Raw genomic sequence first — 15,764 nt, forward strand, 5'->3', positions numbered from 1 at the left:
GTCCGATCAGGCTGTCGATATCGACCGCTCGCAGTTCGACCTGGTCGCGCACCGGCTCGCGCAGCCGCGGCGCACCGCGCCGCACTGCTTCGGCCCGTGGCTCCGCTTGTTCCGGCAGCTCTCCAAACAACTCGTCACCAGCCATCATCCCCCTCCTGCAAATCAATCCGCGAAGAGAATCACAGCTGCCACGCGCCCGATATAAAAAGATTCACAGTCTCGTAGGATGGGTTTCGCTTCGCTCTACCCATCCTGCGGAATTGCTGTTTGAAAATTGAATCAGAACTTTCCGCGACGCCGTAGGGTGGGCAAAGCGAAGCGTGCCCACCATCGCGAGCACTGCGCTGGATGGTAGGCACGGCGCTGTCAATTGGTGCGCCCTCTCCCCTTGTGGGAGAGGGCTACTCCGTCGCTAGCCAAGAGCGCACATGGGTGAGGGGTCTTTCTCCACGCGCACCGTCGCCCGCGGAGACAACCCCTCATCCGTCGCGGATTGCATGCGCGCCACCTTCTCCCACAAGGGGAGAAGGGAAGCACCCCCTCACTCGGTCAGATTGTTCACCTTCTTCACCCAGGCGCGGACGTCGGCGAGGACGTCGGGCAGCAAGGCCTTGACGTCCTGCACGGTCATGCCGGCCTTGATGCGGGGATCGTAGAGCAGGTTGAGGATGTACTGGTCGTAGATGTCGAAATAGCCCATCGAGACGTTGTCGTTGAACATGGTCCAGGGCACGCTCGAGGTATCGTTGATCGGGCCGAGCGACTGCAGCAGTTCCTCATAGGCGCAATCGAAGAAGACGAAGTCGCCGTTATCGACCGTGAGGATCACGTCGGAATGCTCGATCTCGAAATTGTCGTTCTTGCGAAAGCCGCTCAGGCATTGCGGATCGAGCGAGGAGCGGATTTCTTTCGCGCGCTCGCTGCCATAGAAGGTCGTGATGGTGCGATAGAGATCGCGGTCGCGCACCAGCTTCACCCTCACATTGGCGATCTCGCTGCTCTCGGTCATGGCGATGTCGAGGTGCTGGACCTTGGCGGCGACATCGCCGACGATCTTTGCGAGCTGCGCCTTGCGGTCGGCGCGGGTGCCGTCGGCGAACACCCTGATCGGCGAGTCATATTTGCGGATGCGGTCGACGCGGCCGGCGAGGTGGTACTCGGCGCCGAACGCCGTCTTCATGAAGCCTTCGATGATCTCGCTATCGGTGAAGGCTTTCTTCTCGTTGCGCTGGCGCGCGGCGATCGATGGGTTCTCGCCCGACCATGCCGGCGGCGCAACGAGGCCGGGCATGATCGCGGCCGAGGCGATTGCGAGGACAGCCAGGATACGGTGAAGCGTGCACATCGCTATAACGCTGCCGCAATCACCGTGCGCGCGCAAGCTTGCTTGCGCATGGCAGCGCTGGTTCCCGCACCGTCCTAATTCTTGACGACGACGGTGGTGCCCACGGAAACGCGGCTATAGAGATCCACCACATCCTCGTTGGTCATGCGGAAGCAGCCCGACGATACCGCCTGTCCGATCGTCTCCGGCTCGTTCGAGCCGTGGATGCGGTAGAGCGTCGAGCCGAGATACAGCGCGCGGGCGCCGAGCGGATTTTCGACGCCGCCGGCCATGTGGCGCGGCAAGTCGGGACGGCGCCGCAGCATCTGCGCCGGCGGCGTCCAGCTCGGCCATTCCTTCTTGGCGGTGATGCGATGGGTTCCGCCCCAGCGAAAGCCATCGCGGCCGACCCCGATGCCATAACGCAGCGCCTGGCCGTCATTGAGGACGAGATAAAGCCGTCGCTCGGCGGTGTTGATGACGATCGTGCCCGGCGCATAACGGCTCGGGTACATCACGGTCGTCCGTTGGATCGGGCTCGCGCCGGTGCCGAAGAAGTTCAGGCCGCCGCCCATGATGTCGCGGGTGTCGAAGAATTGGGCCTGCGCCTGACCGGCGCCTCCCAGCATCAAGAGCGCCGCCGCCAGCAAAACCCTGCCCCGTGTCATTGCCTTCCTCGCGTTATTTCCAGCCTCATGAAAGTGAGGCCATAAGTTGTTCGAATGCGCAACCCACGCCGCCGTGAGCGACGGATTTTCGGGCACCTCGGTTAAAAAAGGCAACACATCAGAAACGATGGCAGCAATGTCCCGCTAAACCTTTGACGAAACGGGCGAACAATGGTTGATCTGGGCTCGGAACGCCGGGCTTGAGATAGTCGACTTGGGCCAACACAACATTACTTGGGCCAACAAAACAGCGCGGGAATGCGGGAGCGAGACATGAATGGTGCGGAAAGTCTGGTGCGGACATTGGTCGCGGGCGGCGTCGACGTCTGCTTCACCAATCCCGGCACCTCGGAGATGCATTTCGTCGCCGCGCTTGACAGGGTCGAGGGCATGCGCTGCGTGCTCGGCCTGTTCGAGGGCGTGGTGACGGGGGCGGCCGACGGTTATTTCCGTATCAAGGAAACACCCGCTTCGACGCTGCTGCATCTCGGCCCGGGTCTCGCCAACGGCCTCGCCAACCTGCACAACGCCAAGAAGGCGAATTCCGGCATCGTCAACATCGTCGGCCAGCACGCGACCTACCACATCGCGTATAACGCGCCGCTGACCTCCGACATCGAGGGCCTGGCGCGGCCGATGTCGGCCTGGGTCAGGACCTCGCCGGATGCCAAGTCGGTCGCCGCCGATGGCGCTGCCGCGATTGCCGCCGCCAAGAGCACGCCGCCGCAGATTGCGACCCTGATCCTGCCGGCCGACACCGCCTGGAACGAGGCTGACGGTATCGCCCAGGTCCCGGCCGAAAGCCAGCGGCCGAACTATTCGGCACAGGCGGTGGAAGCGGCGGCCAAGATCCTGCGCGAAGGCGGCGCGCAGAACCTGTTGCTGCTGACCGGCAGTGCGCTGACCGAGCATGGGCTGGCGCTGGCGCAGCAGATCGCCGGCAAGACCGGCTGCAAGGTGATGGGCCAGACCTACAACCCGAAAATGGCGCGCGGCAGGGGCCGCTTCCTGATCGACCGCATTCCTTACGTGATCGAGCAGGCGCTGCCTATTCTCAAGGACTTCAAGAACATCGTGCTGGTCGAGGCCAACGACCCCGTCGCCTTCTTCGCCTATCCGAACAAGCCGAGCCTGCTGAAGCCGGAGGGGTGCGAGGTGCATCGGATGACCGCGGGCGGGGAGAATTCGGTGGCGGCGCTGGAGGCGCTCGCGGGCGCGCTCGGGGCCAAGCCGCAGGACGTCAAGCCGCAGAAGCTCGTCGAGCTTGCGAAGCCGACTGGTGCGCTGACGTTTGCCTCGATCGCGCAGGCGATTGCGTGCGCGATTCCGGAGAACGCCATCGTGGTCGATGAATCCATCACCACCGGCCGCGGCTTCTTCCCGCCGACGGCGGCCGCCGCGCCGCATGACTGGCTGCAGAACATGGGCGGCTCGATCGGCTTCTCGCCGCCGGTTGCGACCGGCGCCGCGGTGGCCGCTCCCGATCGCAAGGTGATCTGCATGGTCGGCGACGGCTCTTCGATGTACACGATCCAGGCGCTGTGGACGCAGGCCCGCGAGAACCTCAACGTCGTCACCATCGTGTTCGCCAATCGCATCTACCAGATCCTGCGCGGCGAGTTCGACGGCGTCGGCGCCGGCGAGCCGGGTAAGCGCGCGCAGGACATGCTGAAGATCGACCGGCCGACCATCGACTTCGTCTCGCTCGCGAAGGGCATGGGCGTGCCAGGCCGCGCGGTCACGACCGCCGACGAATTCAACAAGGCGCTCGCGGAGGCGATCGCCGAGCCGGGACCGAGGCTGATCGAGGTGCAGATGTAAGGGAGGCGCGGCCTACGCCGCGATATCCGGGAAGCAGAATTCGCAGATCAGGCCTTCCGGCTTCCACTGCCGGATGATGGTGCCGCTCAAGGTTCGGACCACGCCGTCGACGGCGTCGACGCCAAATCCGGTGCGGGTGGGCTCGGCCACTCTTGGTCCGCCGCTCTCCTGCCAGCGCAGGGAAAGGTTGGCGTTATCGGTCTGCCAACTGACGGCGATCTTTCCCGAGGGGCTGGAGAGCGAGCCATATTTGGCGGCGTTGGTGGCGAGCTCGTGCACGGTGACCGCGATCGCCTGCGCCAGCGTGGCCGTCAGCCTCAAATCGCCGCCGTCTATCGCGACCCGTCTCGAGTCGTGCACCGCATAGGGCTTGAGCTCCTGTTCGATGATCGCGCGGATGTTGGCGCCGGTCCAGCGCGACACCGAGAACAGCCGCTGCACATTGGCGAGCGCGCTGAGGCGCCCCTGGAAGACCGCCTGGAACTCCTCCGCAGTATCGGCCTTGGTCAGGCGCAGGATCGCCTGGATCACCGCCAGCAGATTGTTGGCGCGATGATCGACCTCCCAGGCGAGCCGCATCATGCGCTCCTCGGCCTGCTTGCGCATGGTGGTATCGACCAGCATGTTGACGGCGCCGATCAGCCGGCCGTCAGCGTCGCGCAAGGGCGTGGGGTAGGGCATGAAACAGATGCGCGAGCCATCGGGCCGTTCGGCGATTGCTTCCACGTTGCGCACCGGACGGTTCTCACGAAGCGCGATCGCCATCGGGCATTCCTCATGCGCAAGCGGCGTGCCGTCCGTGCGGAACAGCTTCCAGCTCACGCACCACATGTCGCCGATGGCAGGCACACGGCCGGCGAACTCGATGCAAGCGTGGTTGAAGAAGGTGATGCGACCGTCTGCGTCCGTCGTGTAGATCGCGGCGGGCAGCGCCTGAAGCACATCGCGAAACTGCTGCTCGTCGGCGTCGGCGCTGATCGCGGTGTGATGCGCCAGGATCTTTTCGATCTCTGCTTCTTCTTCCGAATCGTCAAAGAGGTTCAGCATCACCCGTCCATGCCCGCAGGTCTTCAGCCGGTAATTCGACACTAAGGGAAATGTTCCTCCCGGTGCGTGCAGTGGCCTGCAATTCAGTGGAAATCCGGACGCAAGGACGGTGAGCACAGCGAAGAGGCACATCAAAAAAGGCCGCCCCGAAGGACGGCCTTGATCCCCATGAATCCTGTCTTACTGATGCATCGTGTCTTCGCCGGATTTCTTCGACGACTTCTTGGCCACCTTCTTCGAACTCTTCTTCGGCGCCATTTTCGACGCATCATCCTTGCTCGCATTGTCGCTCTGCGCCGCGGGGCCAGTGGTGCCGCCGGACTTGTCGGTGGTCTGTGCTGAAGCGGCCGACGAAATAAACGCCAGTGCGGTGGCGGCGATAATCAGTTTACGCATCGGATGGTTCTCCCAAGTTGGCCCCCGTCCTCAACGGAACCGCGATACCTCCGGTTCCGTCGCGGCGATCAGCAGTCCGTGAACGGCGCGTGAACTCCCGCACCGACGCTGCGATCTAGAACCCCAATCCGAAGATCCTGGCCAACCAAACCGGCGTCACGCTAAACTAAAAAATCCATGTATTATATGGATTTGTGTCGGTATGTAGCCGTAGTGGGCCATAGGCGGCGCCACGGGCAACGGCTGTCGTCAAACCGTAATGTTAGATCATCAGCTTCCGGCGCGCGTTGGTTCGAGCTGTGTGCTGACGCGCAATTTGGACCGTCAGCGGGCAGATCGTTACACTTGGAAGCTGGAATTGCTGTCCCGATCTGCGTGGGACAGTGGTGATGCTTCGAGCGGCTGAGGCCGGATTCAGACCAGATCGTGCCAGGTTTATTGTCGCAGCGTCGGCTTTCAGGTGTTCAGCGAAGCCGCCTTTGTCGAGACAACGCGTGTCTGGCGCAAGGTCGGTGCTGCCGGACGCGCCTTGTTCGAGCCGCAAGAAGACTTCATGGGGCTGCGGTGGTGAGGATAACGACGAATGGCAACGGCGCCCGACGGAAGAGCAGCAGCGCAACCTGACCGAGGAGGAGCGAAGGAAGTTCCATCGCATCGACCCACGAAGCACGCTGTGACCGAACCCCACATTGGGAAACTTATGCCTCCTGACTCGCGCTCGACGTAGGTGATGAACAAAGTGAAATATTGCGCCATCTGCAGGCGTCCCTATCATTTCGCAAACGCCGATTAGCCACCAGCGCACCGGCGAGAGCGGTCCAGCCGGTCTGATGCGAGGCGCCAAGGCCCTCGCCGGTGTCGCCATGAAAATACTCGTAGAAAAGCAATAAATCGCACCAAGCCCCGCCGCGCCGGAAGCGGGGATTTGATCCCAGCGCTGGTCGCTCGCCCTCTGCGTTCCGGAGAAACAATTTGAGCAGTCGACGCTCGAGTTCTTCGGCCACTTGCTCGAGGCTCGCCTGCCTGCCTGATCCTGTCGGCAGTTCAACGGTAAAGTCTTCGCCGAGGCTGGTATGAAGATGTCGTAGCGACTCGATCGCGAGAAAATTGAGCGGGAACCAAATCGGTCCGCGCCAATTCGAATTGCCGCCGAACAGTCCGGTCCGAGATTCGCCCGGCTCATAGTCGAGACGAGCGACATGTCCGTCCAGGTTGACAATGAGCGGATGTTCGCGGTGGTAACGCGACAGCGATCGGAGCCCGTAAGGCGACAGAAATTCCGACTCATCGAGCATACGCGCGAGAATCCGCTTCATGCGTGGCTTGCCCACCAGCGAGATCAGCTGAGGGCGATCATTGGTCGGCGGCATGTGCAGGAATTCTGCAAGGTGCGGCTTGTTGTCGATGTACCAGCGCGCGCGCTCGCGGAACATCGGCAGTCGCTCCCACAGCGCCGCATCGAGCCGTACCGCCGCAAAGATTGGCAGTAATCCCACCATAGAACGCGCGCGCACCGTGAAAGTCGAGCCGTCGCGCTTGCGAAGTCGATCGTAGAAAAAGCCGTCTTGGTCGTCCCAGAGCCTGCTCATGGCGGCAGCGATGAGAGCGAAATGCTCGAAGAACTTTACCGCGACGTCCTCGTAGCTAGGCTGATGGTTGGCAAGCAGGAGTGCCATCTCCAGCATGTTGAGACAGAACTTGGCCATCCAGGCGGTGCCATCCGACTGCTCCAGGACATCGCCGTCGGGAAGCATCTGCGAGCGGTCGAACGGGCCGATATTGTCGAGTCCGAGAAAGCCGCCCTCGAACACGTTGTCGCCACATGCGTCTTCTCGATTTACCCACCAGGTGAAGTTGATCAGGAGCTTTTGAAAAGTCCGAGCCAGAAAATCGAAATCAGTGCCGCCATCGATCCGGAACACTGCAAGCGTGGCCCACGCCTGAACTGGCGGATTCACATCTCCAAAATTCCATTCATACGCCGGCAACTGGCCGTTCGCGTGCATGTACCATTCGCGCGTCAGCAGCAGCAATTGATGCTTCGCTGCCGAGGGGTCGATGTGCGCCAGCACCACGCAATGGAAGGCGAGGTCCCATGAGGCATACCACGGATACTCCCATTTGTCGGGCATGGCGATGATGTCGTGGTTGTTGAGATGGCGCCAGCCCGCGTTGCGACCCGACGCGCGTGCCTCGGGCGGACGTATGATGTCGCCGTCGAGCCAGCGCGCGACGTCGTAGTGGTAGAACTGCTGGCCCCACAGCATTCCAGCGAACGCCTGCCGCATGACTGCGGCCTCATCCTCGCTCGCGCCGTCAGGGGTCAGCGCTTTATAGTATTCGTCAGCTTCGCGGCTCCGGTCGGCGTGGATCCGCTCGAAGTCTGCCCCGAGGGGGCTCGCAGTCTGGCCGTGCCCATCACGTGCGAGGCGAAGCCTGAGCTCGACAGTTTCGCCGGCAGCGACTTCGAGGCGATACCAGCAGGCCATTTTTGTACCCTGCTCGGCAGGACTTACCGTTGCCGCACCGTGAACGACGTGGTCGTTGATGCCGTCCTTTGGATACGGCGTCTGCTCAGCGGTGATATCATACAGGTACCGGGCATTGGTTTCGTTCTCACAGAACAGCAGCCGTGGCGGCTTTCCCGCCGGATCCGTCCCGGCAGTGAAGCGCCAGCGACCCAGCAGTTCTTCTTCAGCGATCGCGCCGATGTTGCCAGTTTCAGCAGTCGCCCGGATCATCGGCCGCGCGACGCCGGCCTCCCATGACCAGCGGTTGCGGAACCACAGAGTCGGAAGCACGTGAAGCTCTGCCGGATCGGGTCCCGCGTTACGAACGCTGATGCGCATGCATATGTCATCAGGTGACGCCTTGGCGTAATCCGCCGTGACTTGCCAGTAACGGTCCCCTTCGAAAATGCCGGTATCCACGAGTTCAAATTCGACCTCGTCCTTGTTGCGTCTTGCGTTCTCCTGCCGAAGCAACGCGTAGGGAAACTCCGCGTGCGGATAGTGGTAACGCCAACGAAGCCACGAGCTGGTCGGTGTTGCGTCGATGTACCACCAGTACTCCTTGGCGTCTTCGCCGTGATTTCCTTCTGGACCGCCGAGACCGAAGATACGTTCCTTCAGGAAGGGGTCTCGTCCATTCCAAAAGGCAAGAGCAAAACACAGGCGCTGCGCGCGATCGCAAAGGCCGGCAAGACCGTCCTCGTTCCACCGATAGGCGCGCGAGCGCGCATGTTCGTATGGGAAGTATTGCCAGGCCTGTCCGTCGGCACTGTAGTCTTCGCGCACGGTACCCCAGGCGCGCTCGCTGACGTATGGCCCGATCGTTTTCCAGTTGCCAGGCGTATCCGGCGACGAATCTTGAAGCCGCGCGTGCTCCGCCGACAGCGGTTTTCGCTCCTCAAGGATATTCATGGCTATGTGGCTTTTGCAGGCCGCAAGAGCGCCTTGGCCGTCGTCACAACGTTATCGACGGTGAATCCGAACTCCTGCTGCAGGGCCTTCAGCGGGGCGGAGGCGCCGAAAGTGTGCATGCCGATGACCCGACCGGTCGGGCCAACGTAACGCTCCCAACCGAACGTTGACGCCTGCTCGATTGCAACGCGCGCCGTGACCTCCGGCGGCAAGACGGCGTCGCGGTATTCCTGCGTCTCGCGTTCGAAGACATCCCAGGAAGCCATCGAGACCACGCGCGAGCGGATACCATCCAGGCTAAGTCTCTCATGAGCGTTGGCTGCGAGGCTCAACTCACTGCCGGTGGCAATCAAGATGATGTCCGGTTTACCGTCAGGAGCGTCGGCAAGCACGTAGGCGCCTCGTGCGACGCCGGATGCCGATGCATATTTGCTGCGATCGAGGGTCGGTAACGGTTGACGAGACAGGACCAGCAAGGCTGGCCGATGACGAAGCTGCATGACGTAGCGATAGACTTCCACCACTTCGTTGGCGTCACCCGGCCGGAACAGCGTCATACCCGGCATTGCCCGCATTGAAGCGAGTTGCTCGATTGGTTGATGCGTTGGGCCGTCTTCGCCATCGCCCATGGCATCATGGGTAAAAGCAAAGATCACGGGTAGTTCCATTAGCGCCGCCAGTCGTATCGCGGGCCGGGCGTAGTCGCTGAAAATCAGGAAGGTCGCGCCGAACGGCCGCAGCTTCGAGAGTGCCAGACCGTTGAGAATTGCAGCCATCGCGTGTTCGCGGATGCCGAAATGGAAGTTCTTGCCGCCCGGTGTGGCGGCCTGAACGTCGCCTGCGCCTTCAAAGGTTAGCAGCGTCTTGGTCGATGGACCCAGATCTGCCGAACCGCCAATCAACCAGGGAACGTTTTGCGCCAGAACGTTCAGGACCTTTCCCGACGCCTCACGCCCCGCAAGCCCCTTCAGATCTGCCGGGAATGACGGCAGGTTGCGGTCCCAGCCTGCCGGAAGCTCGCGGCGTTGCATCTGATCAATCTCGGTCGCCAGCGCGGCATACTTCGAGCGGTAATCAGTGAACAGAGCTTGCCATTTGCGGTGCGCCTCGGCGCCTCGCTCACCGACGCCGGCGGCGAAGCGTTCGAGAACGCCGTCAGGCACCAGGAAATTCGAGTCTTCGGGCCAGCCATAGGCGCGTTTGGTGAGTTTGACTTCCTCAACACCGAGCGGCTCGCCATGCGCCGCGGCCGTATCGTGGCGGTGTGGCGAGCCATATCCGATATGGCTGTTGAGTATCACCAGCGTCGGTCGGCCTTTCGTATCGCGAAACGTTGCCAGGGCCTGTTCAATGCCGGCAATGTCGTTGGCGTCATTAACGTGAAGGATATTCCAGCCATAGCCGGTGAAACGAACGGCTACATCTTCGGTGAACGCCAGCCGCGTGCTGCCTTCTATCGTGATGTGGTTGTTGTCGTAGATCCAGCACAGATTGTCGAGGCCGAGGTGGCCAGCGAGCGACGCCGCTTCAGAGCCAACGCCCTCCATCAGGCATCCGTCTCCGCATACGGCATAGATGTCGTAATCGAAGATGGCAAAATCCGGCTTATTATAGCGCGCAGCGAGCCAGCGCTGCGCGATTGCCATCCCGACGCTGGTCGCAATGCCTTGTCCGAGCGGGCCGGTGGTCGTCTCCACGCCGGATACCAGGTGGTATTCGGGATGCCCTGGCGCATGACTTCCGAACTGCCGAAAGCGCCGGATATCGTCGAGGGTGACAGCAGGCCTGCCCAACGTCTCGTACTCAGCATTCACGGCCTGCGTACGGGTAAGGTAGAGCACTGACCACAGCAGCATCGATGCGTGGCCGTTCGACAGCACGAAGCGATCACGGCCGGGCCAGATCGGATCTTGCGGATCGAAGCGCATGACTCGGTTCCAGAGCGTATAGACGAGCGGCGCAAGCGCCATTGGTGTGCCGGGATGGCCCGAGTTGGCGGCCTGGACCGCGTCAATCGACAGTGTGCGGATGGTGTTGATCGCGAGCTGGTCGAGTTCGGCGTCTGTCATGGCTGATTTCCTCCCGCGGGTGTCGATTACAGGCCGCCTGCGCGCGGCAGCCGTGTACGTGCATCGTCAGCGATAGGCTGCCGTCATCAAGCAACAGAGCCGGGGATCGAGGAGCACTTCGATCTTCATTCCTCACTCTCTGCGTTACGCTACCGTTGGGTTGTGCCAGCCGCCCGGTGGCGTGACATTCTTGTCCACTTCGTGAGGCCCCCAGCTTCCGGCTTGGTATTCGTAGACGGGAGTCGCCTTCTTCAACACCGGATCGACGATCCGCCATGCTTCTTCGACATAGTCCTGTCGTGCAAACAGCGTCCGGTCGCCATTCATGGCGTCGCCGAGCACGCGTTCATACGCATCCATTTCCTCTGGGCCAGGGCGCCGGCTCGCCAACAATTCAACCGGCTCGCCGACCTCTCGGTCATCCTCGTCCATCACCATCGTCCCAAGGGCAATGGCCATGTCGGGATTGATGCGAAACCGCAAATAATTGGGTATCGCGGCGCAATGGGGAAAGATCCGCGGCGCCTCACGAAGGCGTACGATCACTTCCGTGCAAGTCACCGGCAGCGATTTTCCGGCACGGATATAAAATGGCACTCCCTGCCACCGCCAGGAGTCGATCTCCAGCCGTAACGCAGCGAACGTCTCCACTTGCGAGTCCGGAGCAACGCCAGGCTCCTGCCGGTAGCCCTGAAACTGTCCGCGCACCAGCTCGTTCTCAACGATCGGCGGAACCGATCTCAAGACCTTGACCTTCTCGTCACGCAGGGATTCGCTGTCGGATCGGGCTGGCGGTTCCATCGCCAGATTGGCCAACACCTGAAACAGATGATTCTGGATCACGTCGCGAATTGTGCCAGTTTGATCATAGAACGCGCCACGACCCTGCACGCCGAAATTCTCCGCCATCGTGATCTGCACGCTGCTCACGAACTTGCGGTCCCAGAACGATTCCAGGAACGCGTTAGCGAAGCGAAAGAAGACCATGTTGTGAACAGGTCGTTTTCCGAGATAGTGGTCTATGCGGAAGATGTGATCTTCGTCGAATCTGGCGAGCAGAATCCTGTTGAGGTTGCGTGCGGAGGCGAGATCATGCCCGAATGGCTTCTCCACAATGACGCGCGCGCCGTTGGTGCAATCGGCAGTGTCGAGCCGTTCCACTACGGTTGCAAACAACGCCGGTGGGATCGCCAGATAATGTGCCGGCCGCTGTGCCGAACCGAGCTGCTTGCGAAGGGCGTCGAACGTGCTCGGATCGGCGTAGTCGCCGTCTACGTAACGCAAAAGGCCGGCCAGCTTGTCAAACGCAGCGGCGTCGAGGCCGCCGTGCTTTTCGAGGCTGTCTCGTACTCGGGCCTTGAGCTGGTCGAGTGTCCAGCCGGCCTTTGCGACGCCGATGACAGGCACATCGAGGTGGCCCCGTTTCAGCATCGCTTGCAGCGACGGAAAGATCTTCTTGTAGGCAAGATCGCCGGTCGCGCCGAAAAACACCAATGCGTCGGATTTAGGTTCGCTCATGGCTATCTCGGTCTCTCATTGGCCGCCTTTTCCAAGTGTCCACCGAACTCGTAGCGCATTGCCGAAAGCAGCTTGTTCTGGAAATCGGCCTCGCCGCGAGAGCTGAAACGCTCGTATAGCGCCGTCGTCAGCACCGGGGCGGGGACTGCTTCGTCGATCGCTGCTGCGATGGTCCAGCGTCCTTCGCCGGAGTCGGAGACGCGCCCAGCGAATTTGGACAGCGCCGGATCTTCCAGCAACGCGGTTGCTGTCAAATCGAGAAGCCACGAGGCAATCACGCTGCCGCGCCGCCACACTTCTGCGATCTCGGGCAGCTTCAGGTCGTATTGGTAGTGCTGGGGACTGCGAAGCGGTGTTGTTTCGGCGTCCGCCGCGTGCGCGTGCTTGCCGATGTTCGCTGCGCGCAGGATACCGAGGCCCTCGGCGTACGCCGCCATCAGCCCGTACTCGATACCGTTGTGGACCATTTTGACAAAATGACCGGCACCGCTCTGTCCGCAGTGGAGGTAGCCGTGCTCGGAGGTGCCTGCGGAGGCACGCTCTCGTCCCGGGGTGCGCGGGATTTCGCCGAGACCGGGAGCGAGGGTCTTGAAGATCGGATCCAGCCGCTGCACGGCCTCGTCAGGGCCGCCGATCATCATGCAGTAGCCGCGCTCGAGACCCCACACGCCGCCGCTGGTGCCGACATCGACATAATGGATGCCATTGTGCGCCAACTCCTTGGAACGCCTGATGTCATCGATGTAGTAGGAGTTGCCGCCGTCAATCAGAATGTCGCCGGCTTCGAGCAGCGGCAGCAGATCACCGATCGATCTATCTACGACTGCCGCCGGAACCATCAACCAGATCGCGCGCGGCTTTTCGAGCTTCGCCACGAAATCCGCCAGAGAGGCGCTTCCCGTCGCCTTCTCTTTCACCAGTTCTGCAACGGCGTTCGGCGACATGTCGAAGACGACACATTGGTGACCATGTCGAACAAGTCTTCGCACCATATTGGCGCCCATTCGGCCGAGACCGATCATCCCGAGTTGCATGAGTGGCTCCTCTTTTTTTCGCGGTGTGACTTCCCCCCGAGTGCGCAGGTATCCTGGCGTGTCGAGATCAGTATTTAGTGCGACTTCTCCCTGAACGTGCGATGTCGGCGGATCAATGTGTTGGTCGAGCTGTCGTGTCCGAATTTGGGTTCGGCTTCATTGGTGAGTTCGGGGATGATGCGTTGCGCCAGCACCTTGCCGAGTTCGACGCCCCATTGGTCGAATGAATCGATCTGCCAAATTGCGCCCTGCGTGAAGACGTTGTGCTCGTACAGCGCGACGAGTTTGCCGAGAGCCGCGGGTGTTAGCCGTTCCAGCAGAATCGTAGTCGACGGCCTGTTTCCTTCGAACACGCGATGCGGAACGAGCCAATCGGCAGACCCCTCCCGCCTTACTTCGTCAGCCGTCTTGCCAAATGCGAGCGCTTCGCCCTGAGCAAAGACGTTCGCGAGCAGCATGTCGTGCTGCTCTCCAAGATGGTTGAGTGTCTTGTGAAACGCGATGAAGTCGCAAGGAATGAGACGGGTTCCCTGATGGATGAGCTGATAGAAGGAATGCTGGCCGTTGGTCCCAGGCTCGCCCCAATAGATCGGACCGGTGTTGTAGTTGAGAGGATTGCCCTCGAGCGTGACGTGCTTGCCGTTGCTCTCCATCGTCAACTGCTGGAGATATGCCGGGAACCGTTTCAGGTATTGTTCGTAAGGCAGCACCGCCACCGTCTGCGCGCCAAAGAAGTTATTGTACCAGATGGCGAGCAGCCCCATCAGCACCGGCAGGTTACGCTCGAACGGCGCGGTGCGGAAATGCTCATCCATCTCATGGAAGCCGCCGAGCATGGCGCGAAAGTTGTCCGGGCCGATGGCAAGCATCGTCGAGAGTCCGATCGCGGAGTCCATGGAGTACCGTCCGCCAACCCAGTCCCAGAAGCCGAACATGTTGGCGATATCGATGCCGAACTTCGTCACTTCCTTCGCGTTGGTCGACACCGCGACGAAATGCTTCGCGACCGACTTCTCGTCTCCCCCAAGTCCCGCGAGCGACCAATCGCGCGCGCTCCTGGCGTTGGTCATGGTCTCCAGTGTAGTGAAAGTCTTGGAAGAGATAATGAACAGAGTCTCGGCCGGATCGAGATCGCGGGTCGCTTCCGCGAAATCGGTGCCGTCCACGTTGGAGACGAACCGGAACGTCATCGCGCGGTCGCTGCAATGCTTGAGCGCCTCGTAGGCCATCACCGGCCCCAGATCGGAGCCGCCGATGCCGATGTTGACGATGTTGCGGATTGGCTTGCCGGTGTGGCCGCGCCACGCACCGCCGCGTACGCGATCGGAAAAATCGGCCATGCGGTCGAGCACCGAATGGACCTGCGGCACAACGTCCTCGCCATCAACCAGGATCGATTGCCCCTTCGGCGCGCGGAGCGCGACATGCAGGACGGCCCGCTTTTCGGAAACGTTGATCTTCTGGCCTCCGAACATCGCATCGATCCGCGCGCGGAGCCCGGACTGTTCGGCCAGTTGCAACAGCAGAGCCAACGTTTCATCGGTAATCCGGTTCTTCGAATAGTCGAGGTAGAGCCCGGCTGCTTCGACCGTCAAACGCTCGCCGCGTTTTGGGTCTTGAGCAAAGAGCTCGCGCAGATGCAGGCGGCCGATCTTCTGAAAATGGGCGGACAGGTCTTTCCAGGCGGGAAGCTCGGTGACCGTTTTCGTGGCCGTTGCCATTCATCGCTCCTGTTAACGCGCTATGGCGGCTTGCGCAGTTTGTTTGCGCGAGCGAGTGATCTTTCCCTTTGGCGGGCCTTCCCACATTCGGAAGCCACCCTTGAATGCGTTGGCATTATCCCCAAGCCGGCACAATGGCGGCAGTTCTTTCAACAGTTTGGCATTGCCGCCGCCCAGCACGACGTCCTCCGGTTGGAGTGCCGCAACCAGATGTTCAACGACATCTTCGACGTGCTTCCGCCATGCTTTCTTGCCAAATTCCTCCAGCGCGCGGGCGCCGACATAGTCCTCATAGATCCGCTTCTTGTAGGGTAAGTGCCCGAGCTCCATCGGCTGCACGATGCCATCGATGACCATCGCCGAGCCGAGTCCCGTTCCGAGTCCGAGGAACAACATTTTGCCGCCCCCGTAGCTGCCGAGCGCCTGCATCGCCGCATCGTTGATGACTTTCGTCGGCAGTTTGAATGCCGCAGTGAAGTTGAAGCCCATCCAGCCTTTTCCCAGATTATGAGGTTCCGCCACAGGCCGGTCGTGCACAACCGGGCCCGGATAGCCAATCGAGACGAGGTCATATTCCCAGCCATCGGCGAGTTTCTTGACGCTCGACACCATCTGCCGGGCCGTCAGGGTCGGCCCGGAGTCAATTTCTCGCCTTACTTTTTCGCCGGAGGCAAGGATCTTGACGTGGGTGCCGCCCACGTCAACGACCAGTATATTCATTGCGAGGACCTTCGTCTCGATTGC

The 15,764-nt window shown here is 61.4% G+C and carries 12 protein-coding genes and 1 pseudogene; 2 read left to right on the top strand and 11 right to left on the bottom strand.

The window, feature by feature from the left end:
* The 3 genes and pseudogenes from YY7_RS60590 to YY7_RS0123695 all read right to left on the bottom strand — a co-directional run.
* Positions 1-148, bottom strand: a pseudogene (locus YY7_RS60590) (IS5/IS1182 family transposase); the annotation flags it as partial.
* 393 nt (positions 149-541) lie between these two features.
* On the bottom strand, positions 542-1,291 hold the full coding sequence (locus YY7_RS0123690; RefSeq protein WP_196237315.1) for a DUF2927 domain-containing protein: 750 nt from the start codon (positions 1,289-1,291) through the stop codon (positions 542-544).
* Between the two features lie 128 nt (positions 1,292-1,419).
* The gene (locus YY7_RS0123695; RefSeq protein ID WP_028165415.1) at positions 1,420-1,992 is read right to left on the bottom strand and encodes a L,D-transpeptidase; all 573 of its coding nucleotides are present in this window, start codon (positions 1,990-1,992) and stop codon (positions 1,420-1,422) included.
* A gap of 273 nt (positions 1,993-2,265) precedes the next feature.
* Between YY7_RS0123695 and YY7_RS0123700 the strand changes: the two genes are divergently transcribed.
* Positions 2,266-3,813, top strand: coding sequence for an acetolactate synthase large subunit (locus tag YY7_RS0123700; RefSeq protein WP_028165416.1), 1,548 nt, complete (start codon positions 2,266-2,268; stop codon positions 3,811-3,813).
* Positions 3,814-3,825: 12 nt separating this feature from the next.
* Here the strand turns inward: YY7_RS0123700 and YY7_RS52535 are convergent, their stop codons facing one another.
* Positions 3,826-4,860, bottom strand: coding sequence for an HWE histidine kinase domain-containing protein (locus YY7_RS52535; protein WP_051396867.1), 1,035 nt, complete (start codon positions 4,858-4,860; stop codon positions 3,826-3,828).
* 180 nt (positions 4,861-5,040) lie between these two features.
* On the bottom strand, positions 5,041-5,256 hold the full coding sequence (locus YY7_RS0123710; RefSeq protein ID WP_028165417.1) for a hypothetical protein: 216 nt from the start codon (positions 5,254-5,256) through the stop codon (positions 5,041-5,043).
* Positions 5,257-5,750: 494 nt separating this feature from the next.
* On the opposite strand from YY7_RS0123710, the gene YY7_RS60595 reads away from it, so the two are divergent.
* Positions 5,751-5,933 carry a hypothetical protein gene (locus tag YY7_RS60595; protein WP_155255298.1) on the top strand — a complete coding sequence of 61 codons (183 nt, stop codon included), beginning with the start codon at positions 5,751-5,753 and terminating at the stop codon, positions 5,931-5,933.
* 21 nt (positions 5,934-5,954) lie between these two features.
* Here the strand turns inward: YY7_RS60595 and YY7_RS52540 are convergent, their stop codons facing one another.
* The 6 genes from YY7_RS52540 to YY7_RS0123745 form a co-directional block, all read right to left on the bottom strand.
* Positions 5,955-8,678, bottom strand: coding sequence for an MGH1-like glycoside hydrolase domain-containing protein (locus tag YY7_RS52540; RefSeq protein WP_063623392.1), 2,724 nt, complete (start codon positions 8,676-8,678; stop codon positions 5,955-5,957).
* Between the two features lie 2 nt (positions 8,679-8,680).
* Complete coding sequence (gene tkt, locus YY7_RS0123725; protein WP_028165418.1) at positions 8,681-10,747, bottom strand: transketolase; 2,067 nt, start codon at positions 10,745-10,747, stop codon at positions 8,681-8,683.
* 144 nt (positions 10,748-10,891) lie between these two features.
* Positions 10,892-12,265: a glucose-6-phosphate dehydrogenase gene (gene zwf, locus YY7_RS0123730; RefSeq protein ID WP_028165419.1), complete on the bottom strand. Its 1,374-nt coding sequence runs from the start codon at positions 12,263-12,265 to the stop codon at positions 10,892-10,894.
* A 2-nt stretch (positions 12,266-12,267) separates the two neighbouring features.
* On the bottom strand, positions 12,268-13,299 hold the full coding sequence (gene gnd / locus YY7_RS0123735; protein ID WP_028165420.1) for a phosphogluconate dehydrogenase (NAD(+)-dependent, decarboxylating): 1,032 nt from the start codon (positions 13,297-13,299) through the stop codon (positions 12,268-12,270).
* A gap of 74 nt (positions 13,300-13,373) precedes the next feature.
* Positions 13,374-15,020, bottom strand: coding sequence for a glucose-6-phosphate isomerase (pgi, locus tag YY7_RS0123740; protein WP_028165421.1), 1,647 nt, complete (start codon positions 15,018-15,020; stop codon positions 13,374-13,376).
* Positions 15,021-15,032: 12 nt separating this feature from the next.
* Positions 15,033-15,740, bottom strand: coding sequence for an ROK family protein (locus tag YY7_RS0123745; protein ID WP_051396868.1), 708 nt, complete (start codon positions 15,738-15,740; stop codon positions 15,033-15,035).
* Positions 15,741-15,764 lie beyond the last annotated feature (24 nt).

The organism is Bradyrhizobium elkanii WSM2783 (genome assembly GCF_000472865.1).
In the GTDB taxonomy this organism is placed as follows: domain Bacteria; phylum Pseudomonadota; class Alphaproteobacteria; order Rhizobiales; family Xanthobacteraceae; genus Bradyrhizobium; species Bradyrhizobium elkanii_A.

Excerpts from the sequence above, each read along its gene's own strand:
- YY7_RS0123690 (WP_196237315.1), bottom strand. The coding sequence starts at position 1,291 with ATGCCCGGCCTCGTTGCGCCGCCGGCATGGTCGGGCGAGAACCCATCG.
- YY7_RS0123695 (WP_028165415.1), bottom strand. The coding sequence starts at position 1,992 with ATGACACGGGGCAGGGTTTTGCTGGCGGCGGCGCTCTTGATGCTGGGA.
- YY7_RS0123700 (WP_028165416.1), top strand. The coding sequence starts at position 2,266 with ATGAATGGTGCGGAAAGTCTGGTGCGGACATTGGTCGCGGGCGGCGTC.
- YY7_RS52535 (WP_051396867.1), bottom strand. The coding sequence starts at position 4,860 with ATGCTGAACCTCTTTGACGATTCGGAAGAAGAAGCAGAGATCGAAAAG.
- YY7_RS0123710 (WP_028165417.1), bottom strand. The coding sequence starts at position 5,256 with ATGCGTAAACTGATTATCGCCGCCACCGCACTGGCGTTTATTTCGTCG.
- YY7_RS52540 (WP_063623392.1), bottom strand. The coding sequence starts at position 8,678 with ATGAATATCCTTGAGGAGCGAAAACCGCTGTCGGCGGAGCACGCGCGG.
- tkt (WP_028165418.1), bottom strand. The coding sequence starts at position 10,747 with ATGACAGACGCCGAACTCGACCAGCTCGCGATCAACACCATCCGCACA.
- zwf (WP_028165419.1), bottom strand. The coding sequence starts at position 12,265 with ATGAGCGAACCTAAATCCGACGCATTGGTGTTTTTCGGCGCGACCGGC.
- gnd (WP_028165420.1), bottom strand. The coding sequence starts at position 13,299 with ATGCAACTCGGGATGATCGGTCTCGGCCGAATGGGCGCCAATATGGTG.
- pgi (WP_028165421.1), bottom strand. The coding sequence starts at position 15,020 with ATGGCAACGGCCACGAAAACGGTCACCGAGCTTCCCGCCTGGAAAGAC.
- YY7_RS0123745 (WP_051396868.1), bottom strand. The coding sequence starts at position 15,740 with ATGAATATACTGGTCGTTGACGTGGGCGGCACCCACGTCAAGATCCTT.